Annotated in this window: 21 protein-coding genes and 3 pseudogenes; 14 read left to right on the top strand and 10 right to left on the bottom strand. The window is 60.7% G+C overall.

The annotated features are described in order from the left end of the window. Window positions 1–88: 88 nt before the first annotated feature. Complete coding sequence (locus V1294_RS34105; RefSeq protein WP_334503462.1) at window positions 89–1717, bottom strand: AlkA N-terminal domain-containing protein; 1629 nt, start codon at window positions 1715–1717, stop codon at window positions 89–91. Window positions 1718–1865: 148 nt separating this feature from the next. Here V1294_RS34105 and V1294_RS34100 point away from each other — a divergent pair, with 148 nt between their 5' ends. From V1294_RS34100 to V1294_RS34065, 8 genes are all read left to right on the top strand, one after another. Then, on the top strand, window positions 1866–2618 hold the full coding sequence (locus V1294_RS34100; protein ID WP_334503460.1) for a glucose 1-dehydrogenase: 753 nt from the start codon (window positions 1866–1868) through the stop codon (window positions 2616–2618). Window positions 2619–2681: 63 nt separating this feature from the next. Continuing rightward, window positions 2682–3245: a methylated-DNA--[protein]-cysteine S-methyltransferase gene (gene ogt / locus V1294_RS34095; RefSeq protein ID WP_334503458.1), complete on the top strand. Its 564-nt coding sequence runs from the start codon at window positions 2682–2684 to the stop codon at window positions 3243–3245. 73 nt (window positions 3246–3318) lie between these two features. Further along, on the top strand, window positions 3319–4167 hold the full coding sequence (locus V1294_RS34090) for an isocitrate lyase/PEP mutase family protein (protein ID WP_334503457.1): 849 nt from the start codon (window positions 3319–3321) through the stop codon (window positions 4165–4167). Between the two features lie 25 nt (window positions 4168–4192). Beyond that, window positions 4193–5029: an alpha/beta fold hydrolase gene (locus V1294_RS34085; protein ID WP_334503456.1), complete on the top strand. Its 837-nt coding sequence runs from the start codon at window positions 4193–4195 to the stop codon at window positions 5027–5029. A 4-nt stretch (window positions 5030–5033) separates the two neighbouring features. Next, window positions 5034–5333 (top strand): Ada metal-binding domain-containing protein, encoded by a 300-nt coding sequence (locus V1294_RS34080; protein WP_334503455.1) that lies wholly within the window; start codon window positions 5034–5036, stop codon window positions 5331–5333. A gap of 39 nt (window positions 5334–5372) precedes the next feature. Then, window positions 5373–6287 carry an alpha/beta fold hydrolase gene (locus tag V1294_RS34075; protein ID WP_334503453.1) on the top strand — a complete coding sequence of 305 codons (915 nt, stop codon included), beginning with the start codon at window positions 5373–5375 and terminating at the stop codon, window positions 6285–6287. A 37-nt stretch (window positions 6288–6324) separates the two neighbouring features. Then, window positions 6325–6576 carry a DUF1272 domain-containing protein gene (locus tag V1294_RS34070; protein ID WP_334503451.1) on the top strand — a complete coding sequence of 84 codons (252 nt, stop codon included), beginning with the start codon at window positions 6325–6327 and terminating at the stop codon, window positions 6574–6576. Between the two features lie 302 nt (window positions 6577–6878). Beyond that, complete coding sequence (locus tag V1294_RS34065; RefSeq protein ID WP_334503449.1) at window positions 6879–7232, top strand: hypothetical protein; 354 nt, start codon at window positions 6879–6881, stop codon at window positions 7230–7232. Window positions 7233–7490: 258 nt separating this feature from the next. Here the strand turns inward: V1294_RS34065 and V1294_RS34060 are convergent, their stop codons facing one another. Further along, window positions 7491–7889, bottom strand: coding sequence for a RidA family protein (locus tag V1294_RS34060; protein ID WP_334503448.1), 399 nt, complete (start codon window positions 7887–7889; stop codon window positions 7491–7493). Window positions 7890–8064: 175 nt separating this feature from the next. On the opposite strand from V1294_RS34060, the pseudogene V1294_RS34055 reads away from it, so the two are divergent. Continuing rightward, window positions 8065–9433 (top strand): annotated as a pseudogene (locus V1294_RS34055) (transposase). 359 nt (window positions 9434–9792) lie between these two features. Here the strand turns inward: V1294_RS34055 and V1294_RS34050 are convergent. Beyond that, complete coding sequence (locus tag V1294_RS34050; protein ID WP_334503447.1) at window positions 9793–10380, bottom strand: bifunctional transcriptional activator/DNA repair enzyme AdaA; 588 nt, start codon at window positions 10378–10380, stop codon at window positions 9793–9795. 243 nt (window positions 10381–10623) lie between these two features. Between V1294_RS34050 and V1294_RS34045 the strand changes: the two genes are divergently transcribed. Both V1294_RS34045 and panE read left to right on the top strand, forming a co-directional pair. Beyond that, entirely contained in the window at window positions 10624–11862 is a 1239-nt protein-coding gene (locus V1294_RS34045) for an MFS transporter (protein WP_334503446.1), read from the top strand. A 64-nt stretch (window positions 11863–11926) separates the two neighbouring features. Continuing rightward, window positions 11927–12847 carry a 2-dehydropantoate 2-reductase gene (gene panE / locus V1294_RS34040; protein ID WP_334503445.1) on the top strand — a complete coding sequence of 307 codons (921 nt, stop codon included), beginning with the start codon at window positions 11927–11929 and terminating at the stop codon, window positions 12845–12847. A gap of 1061 nt (window positions 12848–13908) precedes the next feature. On the opposite strand, the gene V1294_RS34035 is transcribed toward panE, so the two are convergent. Both V1294_RS34035 and V1294_RS34030 read right to left on the bottom strand, forming a co-directional pair. Then, window positions 13909–14925 (bottom strand): methyltransferase, encoded by a 1017-nt coding sequence (locus V1294_RS34035; protein WP_334503444.1) that lies wholly within the window; start codon window positions 14923–14925, stop codon window positions 13909–13911. 25 nt (window positions 14926–14950) lie between these two features. Next, the gene (locus V1294_RS34030) at window positions 14951–15928 is read right to left on the bottom strand and encodes a Bug family tripartite tricarboxylate transporter substrate binding protein (protein WP_334503443.1); all 978 of its coding nucleotides are present in this window, start codon (window positions 15926–15928) and stop codon (window positions 14951–14953) included. A 76-nt stretch (window positions 15929–16004) separates the two neighbouring features. Between V1294_RS34030 and V1294_RS34025 the strand changes: the two genes are divergently transcribed. Further along, window positions 16005–17639: a winged helix-turn-helix domain-containing tetratricopeptide repeat protein gene (locus V1294_RS34025; protein ID WP_334503442.1), complete on the top strand. Its 1635-nt coding sequence runs from the start codon at window positions 16005–16007 to the stop codon at window positions 17637–17639. A gap of 537 nt (window positions 17640–18176) precedes the next feature. Here V1294_RS34025 and V1294_RS34020 read toward each other — a convergent pair. From V1294_RS34020 to V1294_RS34010, 3 genes are all read right to left on the bottom strand, one after another. Further along, window positions 18177–19064: a DUF1127 domain-containing protein gene (locus V1294_RS34020; RefSeq protein WP_442895404.1), complete on the bottom strand. Its 888-nt coding sequence runs from the start codon at window positions 19062–19064 to the stop codon at window positions 18177–18179. A gap of 83 nt (window positions 19065–19147) precedes the next feature. Beyond that, window positions 19148–20377 carry an FAD-dependent monooxygenase gene (locus tag V1294_RS34015; protein WP_334503441.1) on the bottom strand — a complete coding sequence of 410 codons (1230 nt, stop codon included), beginning with the start codon at window positions 20375–20377 and terminating at the stop codon, window positions 19148–19150. A 7-nt stretch (window positions 20378–20384) separates the two neighbouring features. Further along, a complete protein-coding gene (locus V1294_RS34010; RefSeq protein ID WP_334503439.1) occupies window positions 20385–21599 on the bottom strand; it encodes an ABC transporter substrate-binding protein in 1215 nt (404 codons plus the stop codon). A gap of 113 nt (window positions 21600–21712) precedes the next feature. Between V1294_RS34010 and V1294_RS34005 the strand changes: the two genes are divergently transcribed. Further along, window positions 21713–23728, top strand: a complete 2016-nt coding sequence (locus V1294_RS34005) for an AAA family ATPase (protein WP_334503437.1) — start codon at window positions 21713–21715, stop codon at window positions 23726–23728. Window positions 23729–23885: 157 nt separating this feature from the next. After that, window positions 23886–24476 carry a hypothetical protein gene (locus V1294_RS34000; RefSeq protein ID WP_334503435.1) on the top strand — a complete coding sequence of 197 codons (591 nt, stop codon included), beginning with the start codon at window positions 23886–23888 and terminating at the stop codon, window positions 24474–24476. A gap of 40 nt (window positions 24477–24516) precedes the next feature. On the opposite strand, the pseudogene V1294_RS33995 reads toward V1294_RS34000, so the two are convergent. Next, a pseudogene (locus V1294_RS33995) lies at window positions 24517–24762 on the bottom strand (hypothetical protein); the annotation flags it as partial. Window positions 24763–24803: 41 nt separating this feature from the next. Beyond that, window positions 24804–25162: pseudogene (locus tag V1294_RS38175) on the bottom strand (hypothetical protein). Window positions 25163–25365: the final 203 nt, after the last annotated feature.

Here is a 25365-nt window from a genome sequence, read left to right as displayed (position 1 = left end):
TCGGCCGCACGATCGGTCCGGAACGCCGCCTCCTCGAGTGGCTCGATCTCCTGATGCCGATGATGGCCTCGATGGACGAGGAGGCGCTCTACGTCGCGGAACTGGATTGATCGCCAAGCGCTTTTCGGACCTCATCGCTAAATTCGGGCGACAAGATCGCGCCAGCGGATTGGATACTAGGCTCAAGCTCGCTTACAAGTTCCTTTGCATGCGTTTTTCTTGAGCCTTCTTTCGGTTTACGTTCCTGGGCGGCTCGATCAGCCCAAGACGACCACAAATGCTGTGCGGCATAGGCGCGCCATGGCCGCCAAGCCTCCGCGTGTGTTAGCAACTCTGTTGGAGTTGGGCGCCGCCCCGTCGAGTCCTCCATCGCGCGCATCAGGCCGATATCTGCTGCCGGAAAGGCATCCGGTTCACGAAGCTCACGCATCGCGATGTACTGGGCTGTCCATTCGCCGACACCAGCGAGGGATCGCAGCTGCACGATCGCTTCGTCGAGACTTCGACGCGCACCAAAGATCTTGGGGTCGGCGACCACGGCATTGGCAAGGGCCGCCAGCGCGGCAATCCGCTTCCTTGGCATTCCAAGATGCGAAAGATCCGCTTCCGCAATCCGCTTCGGACGCGGGAACACATGGGTCAGTTCGGGAAAGTCGGCATGCCTCGTCTTCAGCGGCTTACCGTGAGCGGCAACCAGCTTGCCTGCAAGCGCGATGCCGGCAGTCACGGTAACTTGTTGGCCGAGCAGGGCCCGCACCGCAAGCTCAAAGCCGTCCCAAGCGCCTGGCACACGCAATCCCGGCCGCGCCTTAATCATGGCCGCGAGCGCGGGGTCCTTGGTGAGATGCGACTCGATCGCCGCGGGATCAGCAGCCAAATCGAACACGCGCCGCAAGCGCGCGATGATAGCGGGAAGCGCTGACAGTTTCGGAAACCTGACCATGGCCTCAAGCGCATTCTCGCCGGTGGGTCGAACCACGATGATCCCTTGCGCTCCGTCGAGTTCGATGGCGCGGGCATAGGCGTCTCCAGCGACCGTCTCAATCCCGGGAATGCTGCGGAGCCGCAGAAACCCCAGCATAGCCGACCAGTCATAGGGCGGACGATAACGCAGGCGGATCGTCACACTGCCAGCAGCGTCCGAGGATACGTCAGGGGCCCTGCTTCGACGCAAAGCGCTTGGCGCGCGGCCGTACAATTGTTGGAACGTCTGATTGAACCGGCGCACACTGCCAAAACCAGAGGCGAGCGCCACTTCGGTCATCGGGAGGCTGGTTTCGTGGATCAGTTGCTTCGCCAATAGCACGCGGCGCGTTTGGGCTACGGTTATGGGCGATGCCCCCAAATGCCGGCGGAACAGGCGACGCAGCTGACGCTCGCCAACGCCCAAGCGATCGGCAAGGGCTACGACGTCTCCATCGTCCATAGCCCCTCCCTCGATGAGAGAGAGGGCGCGCGACACTGTGCTGGATGTTCCTTGCCAGGCGGCAAGGTCGGGGGCGGCCTCGGGCCGGCATCGAAGGCACGGACGAAATCCCGCCTCGTGGGCGGACGCCGCCGTCGAATAGAATGTTACGTTTTCTTTTTTTGGAACGCGCGCCGGACAGATCGGCCGACAATAGATGCCTGTCGTCTTAACGCCGATGAAGAGCCGGCCATCGAACCGAACATCCCGGGTCGAGATCGCTCGGTAACAGGCGTCATGGTTAAGATCCATGAGACTCAATCTCATATCGCTCCAGTGAAGTCTGGCAGTTTCCGGACTCTATCACCTCTCCCGGGTGTTTTCGACGACCAGGTCCGATTCCTGCGAGAAAACCAGCTCGCAATTTGCGATGCAGCAGGCTCAATTTTGGAGAGAGAGCATGATTCTGGAAGGCAAAGTAGCGCTCGTCACCGGTGGCAATACCGGCATCGGGCAGTCAACGGCTCAGCTTTTTGCGCGAGAAGGCGCGAAAATAATGATCGTTGGCCGCCGGGAAAAGGAGGGCGAGGCAGTGGTCGCCGCAATCAAGGATGCGGGCGGCACGGCTGCGTTCGTCAAGGCCGATGTGTCCAAGGAAGATGACTGCCGCGCCATGGTGTCGCGCACGGTCGAAACATTTGGCCGGCTCGACATCGCCTTCAACAATGCCGGCATCGGTCGTGCGGGCAAGCTGATCGCCGACGAAGAAGAAGCTGGCTTCGTTAACGTGCTCGCGACCAATCTTCTCGGCGCCTTCCTGTCGATGAAATATGAAATCCCGGCGATGCTCGCCAATGGCGGAGGGTCGATCATCAACACCGCCTCCGTCAGCGGTCTTGTGGCAAGCCCTGGACAATCGGCTTACATCGCGAGCAAGCATGGCCTTCTCGGCCTGACAAAGGCCGCTGCGCTCGAATACGCAAAGAAGGGCATTCGTGTGAATGCAATTTGTCCGGCCGCAACGCGCACGGAAATGGTCAAGCGGTGGTTTTCGATGCCTGGCGTCGAAGAACGCGTGACTGGCGCGATGCCCGCGGGCCGCATCGCAGAGCCGGACGAGGTCGCGAGGACCGTGCTCTTCCTGTCGAGCGAAGCTGCATCCTATGTTTCCGGCCATCCGTTTGTCATCGACGGCGGCTTCGTCGCTCAATAGCCGAACCGATCCAAGCGCGAAACAGGAAGCGTCGGTACCACGGGAAAGGAGAGAGGGAGTCCGTTGGCTAGGAATGCAAGAAACGGTTCGAACGTCCTCGTCCTCCGCCTTGAGCGGGTGTCGACAGTTCTGGGTGACATGCTCGTTGTGACCGACGAGCGTGACGCCCTGCGAGCCCTTGATTGGCTCAATTTCGAGGATCGCATGCACCGCCTTCTGCGATTGCATTCTGGCGTCGGTGGCTATCGTCTTGTCCAAGCGGCTGACCAATCTGCCGCGCGCCAGAGCTTGGAGAAGTACTTTGCGGGAGATGTCAGAGCCATCGATGAGATCTCTGTCGAGACGGGCGGCACACCGTTTCAGCGAGAAGTCTGGTCGGCCCTGCGCAAGATCCCTGCCGGGAAGACGACAAGCTATGGATTGCTTGCCACCGAGATCGACCGCCCGAACGCCATTCGCGCCGTCGGCATGGCAAATGGTTCAAACCCCGTTGGCATTGTCGTTCCCTGCCATCGCGTCATCGGTAAGGACTCGTCGCTGACGGGATACGGCGGCGGGCTCGAGCGCAAGCGCTGGCTGCTCGAGCATGAAGGCGTGCTCCTGCCAACCCGATCGGCCGCGCCTTGATCCTGGTGCTTATTACGGAGATGTGCGCGCGATTTAGGCAGATGCTCTGCGACCAGCCGAGAAAGAAACGTCAATGAAATTCGATGCGCACCTCGATCGTGCGACCAAGTTTCTGGAGTTAAACCGCGCCGGCAGCCTCATCTTGCCGAACGCGTGGGATGCGGCGAGCGCCAGAATCTTTGAGGAAGCAGGTTTTCCAGCGGTCGGCACAACGAGCGCGGGAATAGCGTACGCACGTGGCCGCAGGGACGGCGAGAAGCTCGTTCGCGGGTCGATGATGCGCGAGTTTGCATCGATCGTCGCGGCAGTATCGGTGCCGGTCAATGCGGACATTGAAGCTGGCTATGGGGCATCACCCTATGACGTCGAAAGGACCGTGAGAGGTGTTCTCGACTTGGGTATTGCGGGCGTCAATCTCGAGGATAGCAGGCATGAGCATGGCGAATCCCCATTGTTCGAGATCGCAGCGCAGGAGGACCGGATCGCAGCTGCGCGTTCAGCCGCGAACGACAGCCGTGTACCCCTCGTCATCAACGCCCGCATTGACACTTTCCTTGCCGGCGTCGGGGCAGATGCGGCCGAGCGCGCAGCAATCACGGCTCAGCGTGGAGCCGCCTATCTGAAAGCCGGGGCCGACATCGTTTTTATCCCTTTGCTGACGGATCCTGACACGATCCGAAATCTTTCGGGAGCCATCGGTGGGCCCATTAGCCTCATGGCGATGCCTGGAGCGCCCAGCGCAAAGGCGCTCTTCGAGGCGGGCGCGAGCCGGGTCAGCATTGGGCAAACAGCCATGCTTTCGGTTCTCGCACATCTTCGCGACATCGCATCGGAGATCCGCTCATCCGGTACGTGGGACGCAATTGCCGACCGCTTCTATGGGTTTGCCGAAGCGGAAGCGCTTTTTCCCGCCGGCCGATAGCCGTCATTCTTCCAAGGAGCCTGCCATGGCAACATTCAAGCACAGCGATTTGACCTTCTGGTACACAGAGGAAGGAGCGGGCGAACCGCTAGTTCTGATTCCCGGGGTAACAGGCGACGAGCGGCTATGGCGGCGCGTTCTACCGAAGCTCTCCGCCACGCACAGGGTCATCTCGTTCGACAATCGGGATGCGGGCAGGAGCAGCGTTTGCGAGGCGCCCGGCTACGGTCCTGCTGACATGGCCGGCGATGTCCTGGCCTTGTTCGATCATCTCGGGCTCAAGAAGGCCCATGTGATGGGACACTCGCTGGGCGGACAGATCGCGCAGGAGCTCGCCCTGAGCGCGCCAGACCGCGTTAATGGCCTCATCCTCGCCAATACGTGGTCGAAGGGCGATGGCGAGCTGGATGCTTTACTGACTATACGTGAAGCCTTCAGCCGAGAACTATCGGATGAGGCCTTTGCTACTCAGAGCATCTACTTCAATTTCGGGCCCTCATTCTTTCGCAAGACGCCGATTGCCAAGATCGTCGAAGTCTTTCTCGCCTCTGGCCCGCGGCCGCCGCGAGAGGCGGTCCGGCGGCAAATCGCAGCCGCCAGGAAGGCCGACACACTCGGCCGCCTCGGCGCGATCCGCTCTCCTACGCTCGTCGTTTGGGGTGATGAAGACCGAGATTTCCAGAAGTTGCACGCCGAACAGTTAGCCGCAGGGATACCCGGGGCAAAGCAGACCTGCATCTTCGGAAGCGGCCATTGCCCGATGATCGACAGGGCCGATGATTTCGCCGACGCGGTCTTGGCATTTCTCGACGAAATCGAAGAGAGCTCATCGGTCTCGGCGGGAGCCGTGGCGCGGAGATAAGGCCATGCCGTACAAGCTGGTTGGCGCCGATGGTCGCTCGTATCTTAGTGATATGCCCGGCTTGCTCGGAGGGCATCGGCGGCTCAAAGGCTATGGAAGGCTCGATTGTCGGAGCGCCCGGCAATGGATCGCGCGCGGGCATTACACGCGCCATCGCGTGTTCTTCGCCGATGAAACGACCGCTATCGCCGCCGGCTACCGACCTTGCGCGCGATGTCTTCCTGACCGCTACGCTCTTTGGCGCAAAGACCGCGCCCAGTGGGCGAAGACCAGCTTGGCGGCCCCGCAAAGCCCGAATACTTAGCCCGCAACCGAACTTCCAGCTTCTTGCAAGGAGTCTCCCATGAGCACCACCGCAGCGACCGAGCTTCGACACCAGTTTGTGGATGTGGAGGGGGCGCGCCTGCACTATGTCATTGCTGGCTCCGGCCCGCTCATGTTGTTCGTGCACGGATTTCCACAGCATTGGTATGCCTTCCGCCATCAGCTCGCCGAGTTCGCAAAGGACCACACGGTTGTGGCAGTCGATCTGCGCAGCGTGAATCTGTCGTCGCGGCCAAAAAATCTCCGGGACAATGGGGTCTGGGTTGCGGCAGATGACATGAAGTGTCTGGTCCAGCATCTGGGCTTCTCGACCTGCATCATGGTTGGTCATGATTGGGGGACAGCCGTCGGCTATTCGTTCGCCCTGCACCATCGCGAGATGCTCGACCGCCTGGTGGTCATGTCCGGTTCGCACCCTGCAACATTCGACCGCGAGCTTCACTGCAACGAGAGCCAGATAGTCGGTGGCAAGCATTGGCTAATGCTGCGCCGGCCGGATAGCGCGGCAAAAATTGCAGCAAACGATTTCGAGGCGTTGAAGCGGACATTTGCTGAGCATTCCTTCTTCACGAAGGAAGACCTTGAAGCCTACCTCGCTGCATGGCGTCAGCCAGGTGCTATTGAAGGAATGGTTGCCTGGTATCATGCGGAAGGGTGGGGGCCTGCCGATGGATTGTCACCGGCCCATGGCAACTATGTCCACGAGATATCTCCGCAAATCATTACCATGCCGACTCTCGTCATCTATGGCGACCGGGACAAGTTCCTTGTACCCCAAAATTATGATGGGCTCGACAAGTATGTTCCCCACTTGACGATCCACCGCATCGAGGGCGGAAGCCACTGGATCTTGGATGAGCATCCGGCGCTCATCAATCGCTATATTCGCGCGTTTTTGGAAAGCGCGTCAGCGCGACATCAGGCGGCCCAATAACTCAATTGCAACCTAGCCATCACAAAGGATGACGATGATGCTTGAGCTTAGAGCAGGATGCGAATGCTGCGGTACGCCACTGCCGCCGGACAGCCAGGAAGCGATGATCTGCTCATTTGAGTGTACTTTCTGCAGGAGCTGTGCGGAGGGGCGGCTCAAGGGGCGCTGCCCAAACTGCGGCGGCGAGTTTTCCCGTCGGCCGATCCGGCCTGCAAAGGCCCTCGAACGCTATCCGGCCTCCACGCGCGAGATCCCGCGCGCGACAGCCTGCAGTGATGCGCCGGTATGACCAAGCGCTGATGGAGGACCGAACACGAGCGGCGCTTCCGTCGTGCGCTTGCGTAGCGAATGATGCAGCGTCTTGAGTTTTTATCGCATTTCTGAAATGCCGCAAGCTTGTAAGGGGGCCAGCAAGTGACACAATCTTGGCACACTGTTCCGGGTAGGCAGGGCTCAGCAGGCGATTGGCAATGCCAGCACCGATAGCAAAGCGAAACGCGGAAGAGATTAAAGCCGTTCGCAACCAAGGAACCTCAAGCGAGGAAAACGCGTTCTGCGAGGTGTTGGGGGCAAACCAAGAAAGGAATGCTCATGCGTATCTTTACGGCATCCGTCATCATTGCAGCGCTCTCCCTCGGAGCGCCTGCTTGGGTGCAAGCGCAAGGAGCGCAACCAAAGGCGCCGCCACAGGCTGAGTCTGACCAGTCCACCGTCATCCGGAGCATACAGGTCATCAACATCAAGGACCTCAAGCCCGAGGTGCGGTCAAAGGTCGAGGATGCCGTCGCAACGACAAGTGAAAACGACCTGCAAAAGCTTCGGGATTCCATCGACACGACACCGGAGGCGGTATCCGCGCTTAAGGCCAAGGGCCTGAGTTCGTCACACGTTGTGGCTATCACCGTCGCCAACGGCGTCCTGATGATCTTCGCCAGGACAGCTTGAGGAAATTAGGACTCAACAAGAACAGCCCGCCGGTTCACGCCGGCGGGCTGTTAAACCGAATCATAGTTCGTTTTGGAACACGATCGCATCGCGTTGGACATTGCGCCACATCGCGCGCCGCAGCGTATTCCAGAGGTGGATCCCCGTTAATGGGCCTTAGCCGACGTGGCCATCTTGGCCGCCCATGTCGGCCTTCGGGAGAGTGTTGATCAAGTGCGGATGGGTCGGCGAAGTCGCCTTTTGGACCCGAAGCGGATCTCAACTCCTGCCTAGATAGGCAACGGCTTCTATCTCCACCAACACTTCCGGCCCCGCAAGGGATCGCACTTCAACAAGCGTGGAAGCGGGAAAATCGCCCGTGAAGAACTCGCGGCGTGCTCGCCAGACCTCGGTGTTGTTCTTGATGTCGACGACGTAGATCGTCATCTTCACCAAATTGTCCATCGTTCCACCTGCCGCCTTGATGATGCGGTCAATGCGTGAAAATATTTGCTTGCTCTGTCCGTACTCATCCTTGCCGACCATCTCGGTGCCGCCATCGAACGGACGTGCCACCTGGCCGGAGATGAACAGCATGTCGCCTGCCCGTATGGCGTTTGACCACAGAGCAGGGCCGGCCTCGGCTACATCAGGGACCGATAGCTTTGTCCTGGGCATGGCATTCTCCTGTCAGTTGTCTCAATGTGTTCCTGCTGGCTTATCACAAATCCTCAAACGGCGAACCCTATGCTGGCCATGTCGGCTCATGGCCGATTTTGTTGCAAAAGTCGGTTGAGACAGGCCGAGAGGCGTGATTCCGTTGTGTTGACGCGAATCTCGGCGAGGTCGATCCATGATGGGCCGTCTGAAGAGTGACCAAGGTCAACTGTTCTACGAGTTTCGTCTTGGCGACGTGGTTCCGGAAGATCATCTAGTGCGGAAGATCGATGCTGCTCTCGATCTGTCCTGGCTTCGCGGTGAACTTGTATCTCACTATTCGTCGATGGGGCGCCCGTCGATCGATCCGGAACTGATGATCCGGATGCTGATCGTGGGGTATGTCTTTGCGATCCGCTCTGAACGGCTGATCTGCCGTGAAGTGCAGGTGAACCTCGCCTATCGCTGGTTCTGCAAACTCGGTATCGAGGACGCTGTCCCGGATCATTCGGCGTTCTCGCGCGCCCGCAACGAGCGCTTCCGCGATGGCGATGTTCTCCGCCGCGTGTTCGAACGGATCGTCGAGACATGCATTGCCGCGGCCTTGGTTGATGGCGAAGGACTTGCAGTCGATGCGAGCCTGATTGCGGCCGACGCGAACAAACAGCGCTCGATCGCAGGTCAGGACTGGCGCAGGGATCGCGATCCGGCCAGGTCTAGCCGCGCGGTGAAGGAGTATCTGGCGACCCTCAACGATACGGCATGGGGCGCCGCCAGTGATGTCGTCCCGAAGTTTATCTCGCCATCCGATCCGGCAGCGCAGTGGACCGGGGCTCACAAGGGGGCGGCATTCTTCGCGTACGCCGATAACTATCTCATCGACGTGAAGTTCGGTGTCATCGTTGACGTCGAGGCCTCCCGCGCAATTCGCCAGGCCGAGGTCGGCGCAGCAAAGACCATGATCGAACGGACCGAGGAGCTTTGGTCTCAAGCCAGAGCGGCTTATCGGAGATACCGCTTACGGAGCTGCTCCGATGCTAAACTGGCTGGTCGAGGAGAAGGGCATCGCGCCACATATTCCTGTGTTCGATAAATCGAAGCGGGATAATGGCACCTTTTCGCGGAGCGACTTTCGATATGACCCGGCCAGCGACGTCTATCACTGCCCGGGTGGTAAGCGGCTTGGGACCAGCGGTACCGTGCACGAGGGCAAGACCCTTCTGTATCGTGCAAGCAAGCTCGATTGCGATGTATGCCCGCTCAAACCGCAGTGCTGTCCAAAGGAACCATCACGCAAGATCCCGCGCGATATCCATGAGCATGCTCGAGACGTTGCCCGGTCGTTCGCTGGCACCGAGGGCTTCGAGCTGTCTCGGCATGAGCGCAAGAAGATCGAGATGCGGTTCGCACATTTGAAGCGCATCCTGAAGCTAGGTCGGCTCCGACTGCGCGGTCCGCGAGGTGCCCAGGATGAGTTTGTTCTCGCCGCCATCGCCCAGAACCTAGGGCGGATCGCATCGCTGGTCGCGCGACCGCCACCCGCTCAGACTCCGTGCATCGCGTAGCGTCGAAGTTGCGTAAAATGCGTCAGGGCCAGCGCTTCACAGCGCGGCTCTCCACGAAAGGCCAACGGCCAAATCCGTTGCAGCCGACTTTTGCAACAAAATCGGCCCTTAGCCGAAGTGTCCACCGTTGCCGCCCGTGTCGGCTTTAAGGGAGAGAGCTGACCGGATTTGTATCAGTCGGCGAAGCCGCCTATTGACCCGAAGCAGACTCAGTGCCGGTGGGCAACACCTGCGTGGCAAAGCGCGCGGAGCTCTCACAAGCACGTTGCGCATCGCAAATCGAAGGAATCTGATCTACCTGGCTAAGGGAATTTTCTGTAGCTGTTTCGAATTAAGATCAAGTGCGCGATCTGCGGTATTCACCGCGAGCCGACATTACGAACTACTTGGTTGCGAGCGCGCCTGATCTCGGTTGGCGGACGTCGATATACTTCCGCAAACACGGTGTTGAATCGACGCAAGCTGCCGAAACCAGCGTGCACGGCAATCTCCGACATCGTAAGGTCGGTCTCGTCGAGAAGCCGCTTGGCCCGCTGGACGCGGGTGGTTTGAGCGACTTGCACCGGGCTGGCGCCCAGGTGTCTCTGGAACAACCTGGACAGATGCCTTGAACCGATCCCGAGGCGGTCGGCCAATGCCTCGACATTGCCGTCATCAAGGGCGCCGTCCGCGATGAGCCGGAGTGCGCGCTCGACGGTTGTCCGTGTCCCTATCCATGCCGGCGAGAATGGCGCGGCCTCTGGCCTACACCTCAGGCACGGTCGGAAACCCGCAAGCTCGGCGGCCGCTGCCGACGGATAGAACGTCACGTTGGCTGCCTTAGCGGGTTTCACCGGACAAACTGGGCGGCAATAGATGCGTGTCGTCCGCACGCCAGAAAAAAACATACCATCGAAGCGGCGGTCCCGTCTGACGCGTGCTTGTTCGCACTGATTGATGTCGAGCATAGCGGCACTCATGTTCGACCGATGACAGAGTCCGAATCCGGCGAGCATCGAGAATATCCTCTATGATATGCACGTGTCCAGCTACGCAGGAGGACGCATGCGCCACGTGCTCGACAATCCAGTTTGTAATGCATTGAATGGTCCACATGCCAATGTGGCCCTGAGGCATAGTTTTGCCCGGCACCGTCTTTTGGACGCGCCGTTTCCGCCAGCGCTGTCGCGCAAGCCCATTATAGTGCCGGCATGACCGCACAGCAGCGCTATCCGGGTTGGTCCGTCGTCTGGGTCGCCTTTATCGTTGCTTTTTTCGCCTGGGGCATCGGTTTCCACGGGATGGGCGTTTTTCTTCAGACGCTTCATGCAACGAAAGGCTGGCCTATCGCGACGATCTCGGCAGCAATCACTGCGCACTTTCTGATCGGCGCCGCAGTCGTGGTCTACCTACCGGAAGTGCACCGCAAGCTGGGTCTGGCAAAGTCGACGATACTGGGCGCCGCGCTGACGGCATTCGGAATCGTGAGCTGGTCGATCTCTGCATCACCTTCGCATCTGTTCGCGGCTGCGATATTCTCCGGCAGCGGTTGGGCGCTGACCAGTGGCGCGGCGATCAACGCGATGATTGTTCCGTGGTTCGACAAGGAAAGGCCGAAGGCGATCGGTCACGCCTTCAATGGCTCTAGTTTCGGCGGCGTGATATTCGCACCACTGCTTGTCGCCATGATCTCGCAACTTGGCTTCCCGCAAACCGCGCTCATCGTTGGCAGCTCGATGGTATTGCTCGTTGCGCCGCTCGCCCATCAATGGCTGCGTCACGGTCCAGAGCAGCCGAGCTTGGCCGCAGACGGCATGCCGGGTGGTGCGGCCGCGACCTCGGGTGCGGGGAACTCCGTTCGATCATCACGTCGCGTCCTTATGAACTCACGCGCATTCGTGACGCTCACAGCGGCGTTCGCGTTGGCTCTATTCGCCCAAGTCGGCGTGCTGTCCCACCTGCTGCCGCGCTTGTCGACCATCTTGGAAGCCAGCGGAGCGGCCATTGCAGTTAGCGTTACGACGCTATCGGCCGTCGCGGGACGCATGCTGCTGGCGAGACTGATCGGGAACAACGACCGACGATATGCGGCCTGCGCCAATTTTCTCGTGCAGACCATCGGCGTCAGCATACTTTGCGTAGCCGATGCGGCGCCAATGCTTCTGCTGGGTTGTGTGCTCTTCGGCCTTGGCGTTGGCAATGTGGTATCGATGCCTACACTGATCGCCCAACAGGAGTTTCGAGCGGCCGACGTCGGCACCGTCGTCGCACTCGTCGTTGCCATCAACCAGGCGGTCTTCGCCTTGGCGCCGGCAATCTTAGGCGCTGTGCGTGATTTCGCGTCTAGCTACACTGCGTCGTTTGCCATTGCGGCGACCATTCAAGTCGCGGCGGCCGGTGTTGTGCTAATTGGTCGTAACGGGGTGTCAGCTGATCGCGGACCTAGCTGACGCGTTGCAGCAATCGTCTCAAAAAGCCAAACGTTACCTATCCAACAACAGGAGGAACTGAGAGATGCGTATTCTCATCGTTGGCGCCGGGGCCATTGGTGGATATTTCGGCGGCAGGATGCTGCAAGCCGGCCGCGACGTCACTTTTCTCGTGCGGCCGCGCCGTGCCGCGGAGCTTGCCGCCGCAGGCCTCGTGATCAAGAGCCCGAACGGCGACGTAACGCTGAAGGATCCGCCTGTCGTCCAGGCCGACACCATCAAGGACAAGTTTGACGCGGTGCTTTTGAGCTGCAAGGCTTACGACCTCGACGATGCGGTCAAGTCGTTCGCGCCGGCGATAGGCGAGAGGACCGCGATCATTCCGCTGCTCAACGGTATGCGTCATCTGGACGTTCTCGACAAAAACTTTGGCGCGAGCCACGTGCTCGGAGGGCTCTGCCTGAGTGCGGTGACACTGAACGAGAAGCGCGAAGTGGTGCAGCTGGGCCCGGTGCAGTCGCTTGGTTTCGGCGAGCGCGACGGCAACATGTCAGATCGGATTCGCGCCATAGCGGACGTCGTGAAAAGCTGCAATTTCGACGGCGCGGCGAGCGAGACCGTCCTGCAGGACATGTGGGAGAAATGGGTTTTCCTCGCGTCGAATGCGGCCTCGACCAGCCTGATGCGCGCCCCGATCGGCATGATCCTGGCGGCGCCCGGCGGCAAGGACTTTCTGCTTCGCATTCTCGACGAATGCAGGGCAGTCGCGACCGCGGAAGGCTATCCGCCCCGCGCGCCAGCGCTGGAACGCGCGACAGGGATGTTGACCGCGGAAGGGTCGCCACTCACCGCATCGATGTTCCGCGATATCAAGGCGGGCCAACCCATCGAAGCCGATCATGTGATTGGCGACCTGATTGCGCGCGCTGACACTGCAAAGGTTCCGGTGCCGCGGCTCCGCACGGCCTACACGCATCTGAAGGCTTACGAGCAAACGCGCGGCTGATTGACAAAGCCCGAACACTCGCTGTCAGCCACTCTGAAACTGCTTCACGAATGGGCGCGCGTGTGGGCCGAGAGAGACGCATAAGCTGGTGCGCCAAAGCAAATTGCACCTTTCTGCGTCGCAGCAAATCCGGTTGGCAGCACGGCCGAATGGCGCACAACGAAAAGCACACGACGTCTGATCATCTGTGTCGTCGGACGGTCGCTTGTGGCCCGACGCAGACGAGTCGGCCGGTTTCAAACACGTCCGGTTATTGGGGTGAAGCTGCCGTCCTGCTGCTAAGCACAAAATGACGCGATTGCCGAGTAGGCCCGGGGATTTTCCCCCGAGCCCCTCACAGAACCGGACTTGACAGTCTCGCGTCATCCGGCTCGTGCCACCGCACGAAGGCTGCCGCCTTCCATTGAACATCGGGTTTTTCCCGCTGCCGGTTGACCCGAGCCAAATGGCGATGGTCCCGCTCCCTTCGCTCCGCAGGCATTACACCCGCTTCATCGCTGCTACGAGGCAGTCCGCCCCTGCCTGGCGCATCGGTACTTTCGGCCTCGCGGTTGGAGCCGCTTGCGCCTTTTCCCTTGGCATCGCCGATCAGGTTCTCACGTTCCGTACGAAAGCCTGGTCGAGCTCGCGCCGCCTACATGCCGGATGCCGCTCGGGCAGTCTCAGGTATCCCCCGAGCTGATCCCGGAGGAAGGGTCACCCCCCGGTTTTGACATCGCCTAATCCGCTTTCGACACTTCTGCAGCGGTTCGCTTGCGCGCCTCTCTCGACCGTGCCTGCCGGAATCTTGTCCCGGCGTCTCCGCAACGCTCACCACCACGGCTTTTGACCGCAGCAGCTTGCGGTGGCTTGAGATCGGCGCCTGATTGCCGAACCCGAAGGGCCCTCCTTCATCTCTCGTACAGTTGCGCATCACCGGTACTCATGGCAGACGGCCCGAAGCGGACGTCCGGCAGGGCGGAAATCGTTCCCGTTATCCTCTACGAAAATCTAGCTTTGCCATTGAGGCGCGACGGTGGGCACAATCACTGTCCTCATGCGCCACGACAGACAAAGCCTCCTCAATTACCAACTTTTCTGAATTGGACTAAGCTGAACGAGCCGATACCAGTTGTCCCGACGAAAGCGAAGCTGGCCAAGACGGCCAGCCTGCGATACCCGGCTTCCGTCCGCTCGCAGCCGCCGGGTCCCCGCAGCATGTTAAGGTCGCTCATGACGCAGGAGCGGTCCTCGGGCTCCGTTGTGGCAAGCTCCGGCATGATCCGTTCGATGACGATCAGCGTTCCGCCGGAAGGCAGTGCGTCCCGGCAATTCTTCAGGATGATCAGGCAGCGATCGTCCTTCCAATTGTGGAGGATACTCTTCATTAGGATGGTGTCCGCGCCACTCTGGATTTTGTCGAAGAAACTGCCGGCGACGAACCGGCAGCGATCGGCGATGCCAAGCCGATCGAAATGCGTGCGCGCCTCGGCTTCGCAGCGCGCAAGGTCGAGGGTGATGCCCTGAAGATGCGGATTGCGCTTAAGCACGCCGCCGATCAATTCGCCCGTGCCGCCACCGATATCCATGACGACGCGCGCGTCGGAAAAGTCGTGGGCCGCAACGATTTTTGGCACGATGCTCCGCGTGAGGTTGACCATCGCAGCGTTGAATCGACGGGTCCATTCCGGCGCGTTGCTTGTCTCGGCATAGCGATCGTCTCCATCGCCGCGCAACTCGGCCGCGGTCTTACCGGTGCGAACCGAGTCGATCAGTCCGCTCCAGGATTGCGCGAGCATCTCGCCCTCGAAAAGGACCCAGTCCTTGAAGGACGGATCGGCGGTCTCGTTGAGCTGCCGGCCGAGATCGGTGATGGCAAACCGGTCCCGGTCGGCCTGCCTGCAGAGGCCAAGCGTGCTCAGGCCAACGAGCAGCCTGCGCAGCGCACTTTCGTCGGCGGACACCAGCCGCGCGAGCTCGGCCACCGATTTCGCCTCACCGCCGATGGCCTCGGCGAGATTGAGCTTCGCCGCCGCATAGATCACCGCGGTGATGCGATGCGACTGCACGAGATCATGCACGGATGCTGGCCGGCTCATGCGTTGCCTCCTGTCAATGCCGGGTTCAATCCGTCGGGGCGAACCCCGTTGCCTGCACGATCGCCTTCCACCGGTCGGATTCGGATGCGATCAGCCGGGCGAAGTCTCCCATGGCGATCGCGTCGGGCTCGACGGCCAGCTTTGCCATGCCGGCCCTGACCTCGTCGGTGCGCAAAGCCGCCTGGATCGCGGCATTGAGCTTGTCGACGATCGACGCCGGCGTCTTCACCGGAACGAAGAACGCAAACCATGTGAGGTCCTCGAGCGACGGATATCCGGCTTCCCGCACCGTCGGTACCGCCGGAACGAACGGGCAGCGGCGGGGCCCGGTGGTGGCCAGCGCACGAAGATCTCCAGATTGGACGAGTCCGAGCGAGCTGCCGATCGGCATGACGGCCGCTGCAATCACGCCCTTGACCAGATCCTGAATCGCGCCATTGCCCTGATAGGGCACGTGAAGAAAATCGAAGCCCGCGCTGCGGCCCAGCATCGTACCGAGAAAATGCAGCGTGGTTCCAGCGCCCGGCGTGCCAAAGGTGGCGAGCTTCGGATTGGCGCGGCACCAAGCAACGAAATCTGCCAGCGTCTTGACGTCGGCCGGCACCTTCGGGCCGACCGTCAGCAATGTCGGGGTCGAGGCGACGGTCGACACCGGCGTGAAATCCCGCGGCTGGTATCTCAGCGTCTTATAGACGTGCGGAAAAAACATCATGAAGCCGAGCGGCGCGAACAGCATGACCGCTCCGTCGGCGTCGGCGCTCTTCACCGCCTCCACCGCGATGCGACCGCCTGCGCCCGGCCGGCTCTCGACCACGATGGTTTGCGCATAGCCGCTCATCTGACCGGCCACGAGCCGCGCCAGGGCGTCCTGTAGCCCGGGCGTGAAGCCCGTCAGGATATGCACGGTTCTCGCGAGCGGCTGCGCGAGCGCCCGCGGCGCACGATATGCGGCGGAGAGCGCGATACCAGCCGACGCGGTCAACATATCACGACGCGTGATCATCACCTGTCTCCCTGGCCCGAGTTAATGTGTCCGCGAAGCTGCTACTTTGGATGTACCATTTCTGGGATCGCTATGCTTGGTCGCCGGCTTACTTTTTCCTTACCGGCAGCTTATCTTTGCGCGCGAGCAGCATGATATTTCGACGATGGACGCGCGGTCGCGGGGAAGTGGTTTGCGCTATTTGTTTGAAAACTTTTCTCTCGACACCGACCGGCGCGAGTTGCGTCGCGGCACGGATGTGATCGCGATCGCTCCGCAGGTGTTCGACTTGCTCGACTATCTGATCGGCAACCGAGAACGCGTCGTCAGCAAGGACGACCTCGTCAGCGCCATCTGGCAAGGTCGCGTCGTTTCCGACGTGGCCCTGACTACGCGCCTGAATGCGGCGCGGAGGGCGGTTGGCGATTCAGGGGACGAGCAGCGCCTCATCAAGACCTTCCCGCGCAAGGGTGTCCGCTTCGTTGCCGCTGTGCGCGAAGCGCCCGGCCCGGCGGCAGCGGCTATCGCCGGCAACCTACCGAGCCCGGTCCCTGGCAAGCCGTCGCTCATCGTTCTGCCGTTCGCCAATCTGAGCCCTGATCCTAAGCAGGACTATTTCGTCGACGGCGTGACCGAGAGCCTGACCACGGATCTGTCGCGGATGGCCGGCATCTTCGTGATCGGCCGCAACACCGCCTTCACCTACAAGGGAAAGCATATCGATCTGACGCAGATCGGCCGCGAGCTCGGCGTTCGCTACGTGCTCGAGGGTTCGGTACAGCGGGCTGGAGGCCGGATGCGCATCAACGTCCAGCTCATCGATGCCGAGACCGGCAATCATTTGTGGGGCGAACGTTTCGACAAACAGGTCGCCGACCTCTTCGACATGCAGGACGAGATCGGTGCCCGTCTTGCCAATCAACTGGGAACCGAGCTGGTCATGGTGGAGGCTCGGCGCGCAGCGCGGGCGCCACATCCGGATTCGATGGATCTGTATTTCCAGGGCATGGCATATCGGAACCGTGGAACGGATCCCGTAAGCCTGTCGCAGGCGCGCCCGTTCTTCGAACAAGCGCTCCGCCTGGACGCCGCGAACGTCGAAGCCATGGTGGGAATGGCCGACGTCGATGCCATGCGGGCTACCTCCATGCTGATCGACCGGACGGCGCCTCTGCGGGCGGTCGAAACGTCCTTGGCCAGGATACTTGCCCACACGCCCAATCACGCGAGGGCGCATTGCCTGATGGGCGTTGTCCAGATTTTCACAAAACGCGCCGCCCAGGGCATTGCCGAATGTGAGCGGGCGTTGGCGCTGGATCGAAATCTGGCCACATCCCATGCGTGGATTGGGCTCGGTAAATGCAATCTCGGTCGAGCCGAGGAGACTGAAGCCCACATCATGGAAGCATTCCGGCTCTCTCCTCGCGACAACAAGGCCTCTTCCTGGATGAATACGGCGGGCGTAGCGCAGTCATATCTTGGAGCCGACGGGGCGGCTGTTCACTGGTTCAAGCGCTCCATCGAGATCAACCGGAACATTGCCCCGTTCGTCCATTTCTATCTCGCCGCCGCGTTGGCTCATCTCGGTCAGATCGAGGAAGCAGGGGCATATGTGCAAGCGGGGCTCATCGCCCAATTCCACGCTAGTTCGCCAACGGACAATCCGATCTGTCTCGCGCAGCGAGTTCGTATCGCCGAGGGTCTACGCAAGGCAGGACTTCCCGGGGAGTGAATGGCGAGCAGGTAGTCGAGGCTGAGGTATCAATCTTGCGAACTTCTGCTGTTGGCCCTTCTCAGCTTGTGGTTCCGACCGGATGTCCGGTTTACGCAAAAACCGGTCGCGCCGACGGGACTCGGAATTCGACCACGTCGAGCGCCCGGGACTCGAAGTTGATGAGGATTTGACTCGAAATCCGTTTGATAGACCAACTTGAAAATATTGACGTTCTTGTCCCAACGGACTCGTAGTTCGCTTTAGGGCACATCATGTGTGCCCTAAGGCCAAAACGAGTCTATTAAGGGCAATTCGGAGTCTGTCGGAATCCTACTGGCCGACGTTCGCCGGTCGCCCCCGCGTTGGTGAACGTCCGGTCGGGCCTAGGAGCCTTCGTAGAGCGCAGGTCGCATTTTGGCCCTTCAGCGACTCCCGACCGCGTCCGCCATTGCGCTGCTATTGGCGGGAAAAGCGGACATCAGGCGTGCCTGACCCAAGCTCCCGAGTACACGGCCTGGTTCTAACGGTGCCGAAGGACGCGCTGGCTAGTGAAGGTCAATAATGCACGACTGCTGCCTCCCTAGGCTCGACCTTGTTGGACCGCACGAACAGAAGGCGGGACCCCACAAAGATTTCTGCGTCGATGCGGCCGTCTTGGGCGATGAGGATGAGTCCCGCTCCGCCGTTGGCAACAGTCAAGATCACGGGTTCGCCCTTCCAGGTCTTGATTGGCTCCATTGCAATGATGAGAAACTCACCGATCGGCTGATCGAAATATTGAAGCCTGAGCTGAGGGCCGATCTCTGCTGCCGCAAGTGCAAAGCCTAGCTGTTGAGCGCGTGCATAGATTTGCCCCAGCGACACAGTCTCGGCCTGAAAGCCGAGTTCCGCCGCCGATACGGCAAGAAGCTCCACATCTGTTCTGGTGGCACTGAGACTAAAAGCGGGTCGAGCGAGAACCTCCTCAGCCGTCCCTCCGACGCCGCAACCAGCCGCGTTCAACGCATCGCGAAGAGCGAACGAATCCGAAAACGTCCCGACCGTAATCTTCTTCCACGTGGGAACGTCGACGGCGGATCTGACAAGGGTCTGCGGCACGCGAATTGAGGGAGCCTCCTTGAGTCCCAGGCGATTGTTCAAGACATCTCGCGCCGCACACTGAGCTCCAGCTTCACTCGCGAAGACGAGGACGCACGCGCTGCAGAGCATCAGAATGATGGGAGCGTTGCTCATGCGCCATCTTGTCGAAGCGACGTACTCGATCTTGTCGCATGTCGTGCCAATATCCATTAGCTCCCTATCACTTAGATCGCACAAGGTTTGCAACCCTTGGCGTTTGCGCCATTTCTGAAATGCATCCCGGCTTCTCTTGAAAAGGCCGGCGACACGTTGCGATGAAGCGGGGGGCTGTCCCAACCCTGTTGCGACACGGGTCGTGATCATCGCGGTATCTCTCCTTGTGTTTTTCTGCAAATGAGAGTGCGTAGGCGCGCGAGGGCACGCTTGACAATCGGCTTACATTTTCCTCACCGGCGGCTTACTCTTTGCGTTCCAGACGGTGCTGGCGCTCCCAGTTCAGAGAGCAACTCTGTCGCGGCTTTTTCGACGTCGTAGTCGAATATCCATCTTCCGGCTGACGTCCAGGTTGCCAGATGCTTCTCTCTCTCAGCCGAACTTCGATGCTCGGAGCGATAGAATCGGCCCGCCTCGCGCGAGACGGCTTGCACCCGGCTCGTGCGGTCCCGTCGTAGTTGCTGATATGCCTTCAGCCGCGCGGGGACTTGTTCAATGTCCGCATCTTCCAGCAAGGCGGCGAGCGCAAAGCCATCCTCGATCGCCTGTCCGGCGCCTTGCCCAAAGTGCGGTACCATCGGATGGGCGGCATCGCCAAGCAGCGTCATTCGAGCCGTTGACCAGTAAGGCAACGGTGCGCGATCATAGATGCCCCAGCGCAATGTTTCATCGAGAGCACCGATCATCTGCAGCACGGGAGTGTCCCAGCCCGCATACTCGGCGGCCAGCTTTTCAATATCCCCGGGGGCCGACCAGGACTCCGCGCAATCCAGATCCGTCGGCACAAACGCGACTATGTTGACGAGTCGCCCCCGCGAGACCGGATAGCAGATGAAACTTCGACCTGAGCCGACCCACATCTTCAGCGAGTTGAGATCTTTCGCCCAAGGCAGCCTTTCTGCGGGGATCAATCCTCGGTAGGCCATGCAGCCTTCGCTCGTCGGGCGCGTCCTGAGACCGATCTCGCGTTGGCTGACCGAGTGGATGCCATCAGCTCCGACGAATACGTCCGCTTCTGCTACGGACCCGTTCGCGAAGGTCAGCCGTACCCTGTCGCTCCTCTCTTCTGCCTTGACACATCGATGACCGAAGTGGAGCGCTTCTTTCGGCAGGGCCTCCATAAGCAGTGTTACAAATTCGGCCCTGTGAACGGTGTAGCTGTTGACTTCCCCAGGCGGCAGCGGATTTGCCGGCCGTGGTGAAGTGGCGACGGGAACTCCCTGCCATGTGAGCAGCGTGAGACCCGTGTTGGCCGAGCCGTTGCTCTTAAGGCGATTTTCAAGTCCGACCCTTTTGAGCAAAAGTACCGCATTGGCACCCAGGCTAATTCCCGCTCCAATCTCCCGAAACGCAGGGGCCTGTTCGAAGACGAACGCGTCCAAGCCGCGTGCTCGCAAGGCGAGAGCTGCCGTGAGGCCGCCAATACCCCCACCAGCGATGGCGACTTCAAGTTTACGCTTCATCGCCCACCTAATCGTTAGACGTCGGGACGCCAACGAGGTCGCCGAAGTACACCCATTGGGTGCCGTCGAACCGGGCCATCCGCGCTTGGCGCCAAGGGATGCGATCGTTGGGCGAGATGTTCACCTTCACGCCGGGCAGGAACATTGGAAGCCGAAGGTCGCGAACGTTTGTCGCCTGCTTCAGCAGATTTCCACGCGAGAGGTCGTCACCGCACCGCCTCAGCACTTCCTCGATCATTTGTGCCGTTGAATAGGCCAAGACCGTCCCCGGGTCGTCGGTCGTCTCCCGTGGCATCCATTGCTTCATGAAGGCGAGGTAGTCTTTCACGGCGGGATCATCGGCCCAAGTCGGATCGTCAAGCGCCTTGACCCAGCGCGCCGTCACGGCCCCGCGCGAGGCCTCGAGTCCCGCGGGCCGAAGCACAGTCGGAATGTCGCTGACACCCGAAAGCAGGATATGCTCGACCTTCCAGCCGAGCTCGTGGGCCTTGCGGATCGATTGCGCCGCAAATTTTGGCGACGATGCATGGAACAGCGTGTCTGCGCCGGACGCCTTTAGTCCCACAATCTGCGAGTCGACCGTCGGGTCTACCACGTCATAGGCTGCTTCCCCCACGATCATGGCTGGAGCCTTGGCTCCGAGAGCCGTCCGAAACGCGCTGAGATTGCCTTTGCCGAGATCGTCGTTCTGATAGAGCACGGCAACCTTTGCGTCGGGCTTCGAGCTCAGGAGATAGTCGGCATAAAAGCTCGTCTCGACGAGCTGCGACATAAAAAATGTGGTGGTCCATGGCAGGCTTTCCGGATCGTGAAGTTTCGGCGAGCTGGCCAGGATCAGGATTTGTGGGACCTTGTTGGCGTTGAGATATTTGGCGATTGCGAGGTTTGTCGGAGTGCCGATCGACCCGACGATCGCAAGGACCCCATCGTCCTCCACCAGTTTTCGCGTTTGTTCGACCGTCTTGGGCGGCGAGAAGGCGTCGTCGAGCGAAATCAATGTGACCTTGCGACCATTGATACCGCCGGCCTCATTGATTTTCCTGAGGTAGGCCGCCTCGACGCGGCCAAAGATGGCCAGCGCCGAGAGCGGGCCTTTATAGGGTACCGTCTGTCCAATCCTGATCTCGGTATCCGTTACCCCCGGCCCATAGCTTTTCTGGGAAAATGCCTGCGAGTGGAGTGCTGCGGCCAGCAGGGTCGCAAGAGCCAGAGAACGTTTCATGGACGCACGCCTCTCCTCGCTTTGAACCACCGGCGCATAATGCGGTATGATTGGCGCGAAGTCCCGAAAAGCGGACGAAATTTTCCGAAACCACCCCACGCAGAGATTTGGTCATGCCGTCTCCACTGACGATCGCAATCGGCGACTACACCGTGGACCTGGCTCGCGAGTTGTTGATTGACGCCCGCGGCGCCGCCATCCCGTTGCGTCCGCGGGCCTGGCTGGTGCTGAAGCTTCTCGCGGGCCGTAGCGGATGCCTGGTCAGCAAGGACGAACTCCTACGGGAAGTCTGGGCTGACGCCGCGGTTACCGAGGACTCTCTTGTTCAGGCCATCGGTGACATCCGTCGGGCGCTCGGGAAATTGGGTCGGACGGCCGTGCGGACCGTGCCCCGTCGCGGCTATATGCTGGTGGCAGCAGAAGGCGGTACCGGTAGCGGTATCCAGCGAAGTCCCACGGAGACGAGCACCATCCGTCTGGGCGACCTCCTGCGCAACGAGGCGCTAAGGCGCTTCGTCGGACGAGATGCCGAACTCAACCACCTTCGCAGTGCAATTTCGACCGCTCCGTCGCGTACGCCGCTCTTCTTCATTCACGGGCCAGGCGGCATCGGCAAAACGACTTTGCTGGAACGCCTACGCGCTGAAGCGACGACAGATGGCATCGGATTTGTCATGGTTGATGCCGCCGGCGTCCTGCCGAGACCGGACGCAGTCATCGCTGCGGTAATGAACGCGTTCGAACTGGATGGCGTAACATGCGGACTGGAGGCGCTCGCTTCAAGTCGGCTCGCATCCGCCCGTAACGTGCTGGTGATCGATTCGTTTGAACACCTCGAGCCGGCCAGCGGCTGGGTACGCGATACGTTGCTTCCAAGCCTACCCTCGCAAATGTCCGTGGTGCTGGCCGGACGTCAACCGCCTGACTCACGGTGGACCGCGCATCCCTTGTGGGGCGCAGCAATGCATCTCACCAGTCTGAATTCACTGTCCCGCGCGGAGTCCGCGCGTCTGCTGACGGCTCACGACGTTGACGAGGGCTCCCAAGCTGCGATCCTAGATCTCTGCCATGGACATCCACTGGCCCTGGTCATGTTTGCTGCCGAAGCGCGGCGCTCGGATCGTGTTCCCCAGGGATTGGGACCAGATCTTGTCAGAGAGTTGACTCGTCGTTGCGTTGCCCAAGCTCCGACCCCGCTGCATCGAGCAGCGCTCGAGGCCTGTGCGCAAGCGCTGACGACGACCATCCCGCTGTTAGCGGACGTAGTGGATGCGGCAAATGCTGCCATGCTGTTTGAGTGGCTCGCCGCGCAGAACTATGTGAAAACGAGCCCGCACGGCCTTCAGCTCCATGAGCTTGTGCGGGTGGCGATCGACGAAGAGGCGCGTTGGCGAGATCCTCGGGCCTGGCGAGCGCTTCAACACGCGATCAATCAGCATCTGATTCGGCGGCTCCGGGAAGGACGTGACATTTCGCGCACCGTAGTCGAATTGCAATTCCTTGGTCGCCATTCGCCGCTGATGCAGCGCTACTTCGACTATTCCACACTGGGTAGCGTGACAGTCGGCCCGGCCACGGAGGCTGACGCGAGCGGCATCGCGCGGTTGCGTGATGCCGGCCTGCCGCCCGCCGAACGCGTGCTATTCGAACATTGGCGTGGACAGAGCGTGGCGCGCACGCTGGCGGCGCGCCACCGTGACGGTCAGGTGTGCGGGGTGACCGTGGTTCTGCGGCTGGACCAGTTGGTCGACCGCAGCGTGGCGGTCGATCCGGTGGTGAATGCGGTCTGGCAAGTGCTCGGCGACGTACTTCGGGACCCCGCAAACATATCGCTGATGTCCCGCTTCACCATACCCGAGGGCGAAAGGCGCGGACCAAACCCGGCAATGAACGCCTTGCAGATGTGCCATTCCATGCTTTGGGCAACCGAGCCCAATTTACGGTTCTATGTCGTGGCTTCCGTCCATCCGAACCACTTCGCGCCTCTTCTCGAAGGCACCGGCTTCCGGCGCATGCCGGGCTGCGATGTGGTCGTCGACGGCCTCCCAATCGGTTGCTTCATGCATGACTGGCAGATCGAACCCTGGGCCGAGTGGCGCGAGCGCGCGATCGATATGCCGCCTTCTTGATGCCCACAATAGCCGCGGAAGGGGCTGCTATCGCGAACGTGCGCTGCCCCGGACCTGAGCCGAACAGATAGCTAGTCGACACTGCCGCACGGGGTAGACAGGCGGGCGCATCTTCGTTATGTTACAAAACCGTTACATAACAAATTACGATGGCAAAGTGATCGAGTACGCCAATATCAGGGAATACATCGCCGCGTTGCGCAGCAATCCCGCCCTCGCGGTCGTCTCCATGCAGATGGCGGCCGACTTCCGGGAGGTCAGCCGCGCGGCCATCGACCGGATGGTCCGTGTCGGGCGGTTGAAAGAAGTCAAGATCAAGAACACGCGCTGCGTCCTGGCCGGCGACCTCGTCAAATTGACCGAGGAATTCGAGCGCCAGGTCGAGACGGCGCGGGATTACCTGAGGGAGGCGGCGGCGAAGAGGAGTATCGTGTTCTACGATCCGGTCATGAAGGTACTCGGCCTGTCCAGGACGGTGCCAGCCGACCGGACGAAAATCGGCGAAATTCTGGGCGCGGTCTCCGAGGAGAGCTTCGCCCGGGACAAGGTGCTCCTTTCCGCGATCGTGCATCGCAAGACCGCCGGCCGCACCGCGCCAGGGCCAGGATTCCTGCCGCTGGCGCGCGCTCTTGGGTTCATATGGCAGGACGACAGACTCTTCATCGAGCAGCAGGTCGAGCGTGTATTCGACCGCTACGCGGGCACGGCAAGAAGCGGCGGCGGACGCGGGCGGACCAGGAGGCGTTGACCGTCGCTCCCGCGGGCGAGCCTGCGATAATCATGGGCTAACCGCCGTTGATCGCCTGATCGACGGTGGGCGAAGGATCGAACGGCTCGCCGTCGGCCCACATCCGCTCATTCCAGCTTTCGCAGAGCAGCTTGTCCGCCTGCCTGATCAGCGCATTTCCTTTGGATCGCAGCTCCGTGGATTGGGCGGCGAGGATGTTGGCCATGGCGCGCGCCTTACCGAGTTCCTTCTTCAGTGCTTTCCGGTCTCCTCCGGAGAGCGGCGTCGGATGAAATTTCGGTGCCATTCCGGTCAATCAGGTTCGGGCGGCGCACCGCGAGGCCCGCATCAGGAAGTCTCGAGCGATGGCCAGCAACCATCCTCTTCACATCTGCCGGTACGTTGCTGGCACGTGTTGTTCCAACAGTTTCTGTCCGACGTCCTTCCATACGGCGTGTTGCCCGTAGAAGCGGACGGCATCCGCCTTTTGAAGCTCGACGAACCGGTCGAATCGTCGACAGGCGACCCGCAACACGTGCCGCGGTATCTCGGATAGGCGACGTTGTTGAATCGGAATGCTCGGCCTGGCCGCAACCGAGGGATCGTTCAGACGGATTCCCAATATTCGGCTGGCATTTCGGCGGCAGCCGTCAATTTCTCCATCTGTTTAGTGTCGGCATGCGCCAGCTCGTGGGTCGATCAGACATACCCAAATTAGAACTTCGGCAGGATATTTCCGGACGGTCGCGAAACTTAGGTCGACTATGCCTTCCGAGGTGCGCCCGGCGAACGCGGCCTTCGCTGCGAGAGCGAAGGAGTCGCAGTACGGCACACGTTGATATTGAGCCGACTTGAAGTATGCACGTAGCTCGCTAAGGTAGGTGCTGTCCTATTATCTCATTAAAGGCGC

Source organism: Bradyrhizobium sp. AZCC 1678, assembly GCF_036924765.1.
Lineage (GTDB): Bacteria > Pseudomonadota > Alphaproteobacteria > Rhizobiales > Xanthobacteraceae > Bradyrhizobium > Bradyrhizobium algeriense.
The sequence above is the reverse complement of the archived record's forward strand: the minus strand, read 5'-3'. Positions and strand labels throughout refer to the sequence as shown.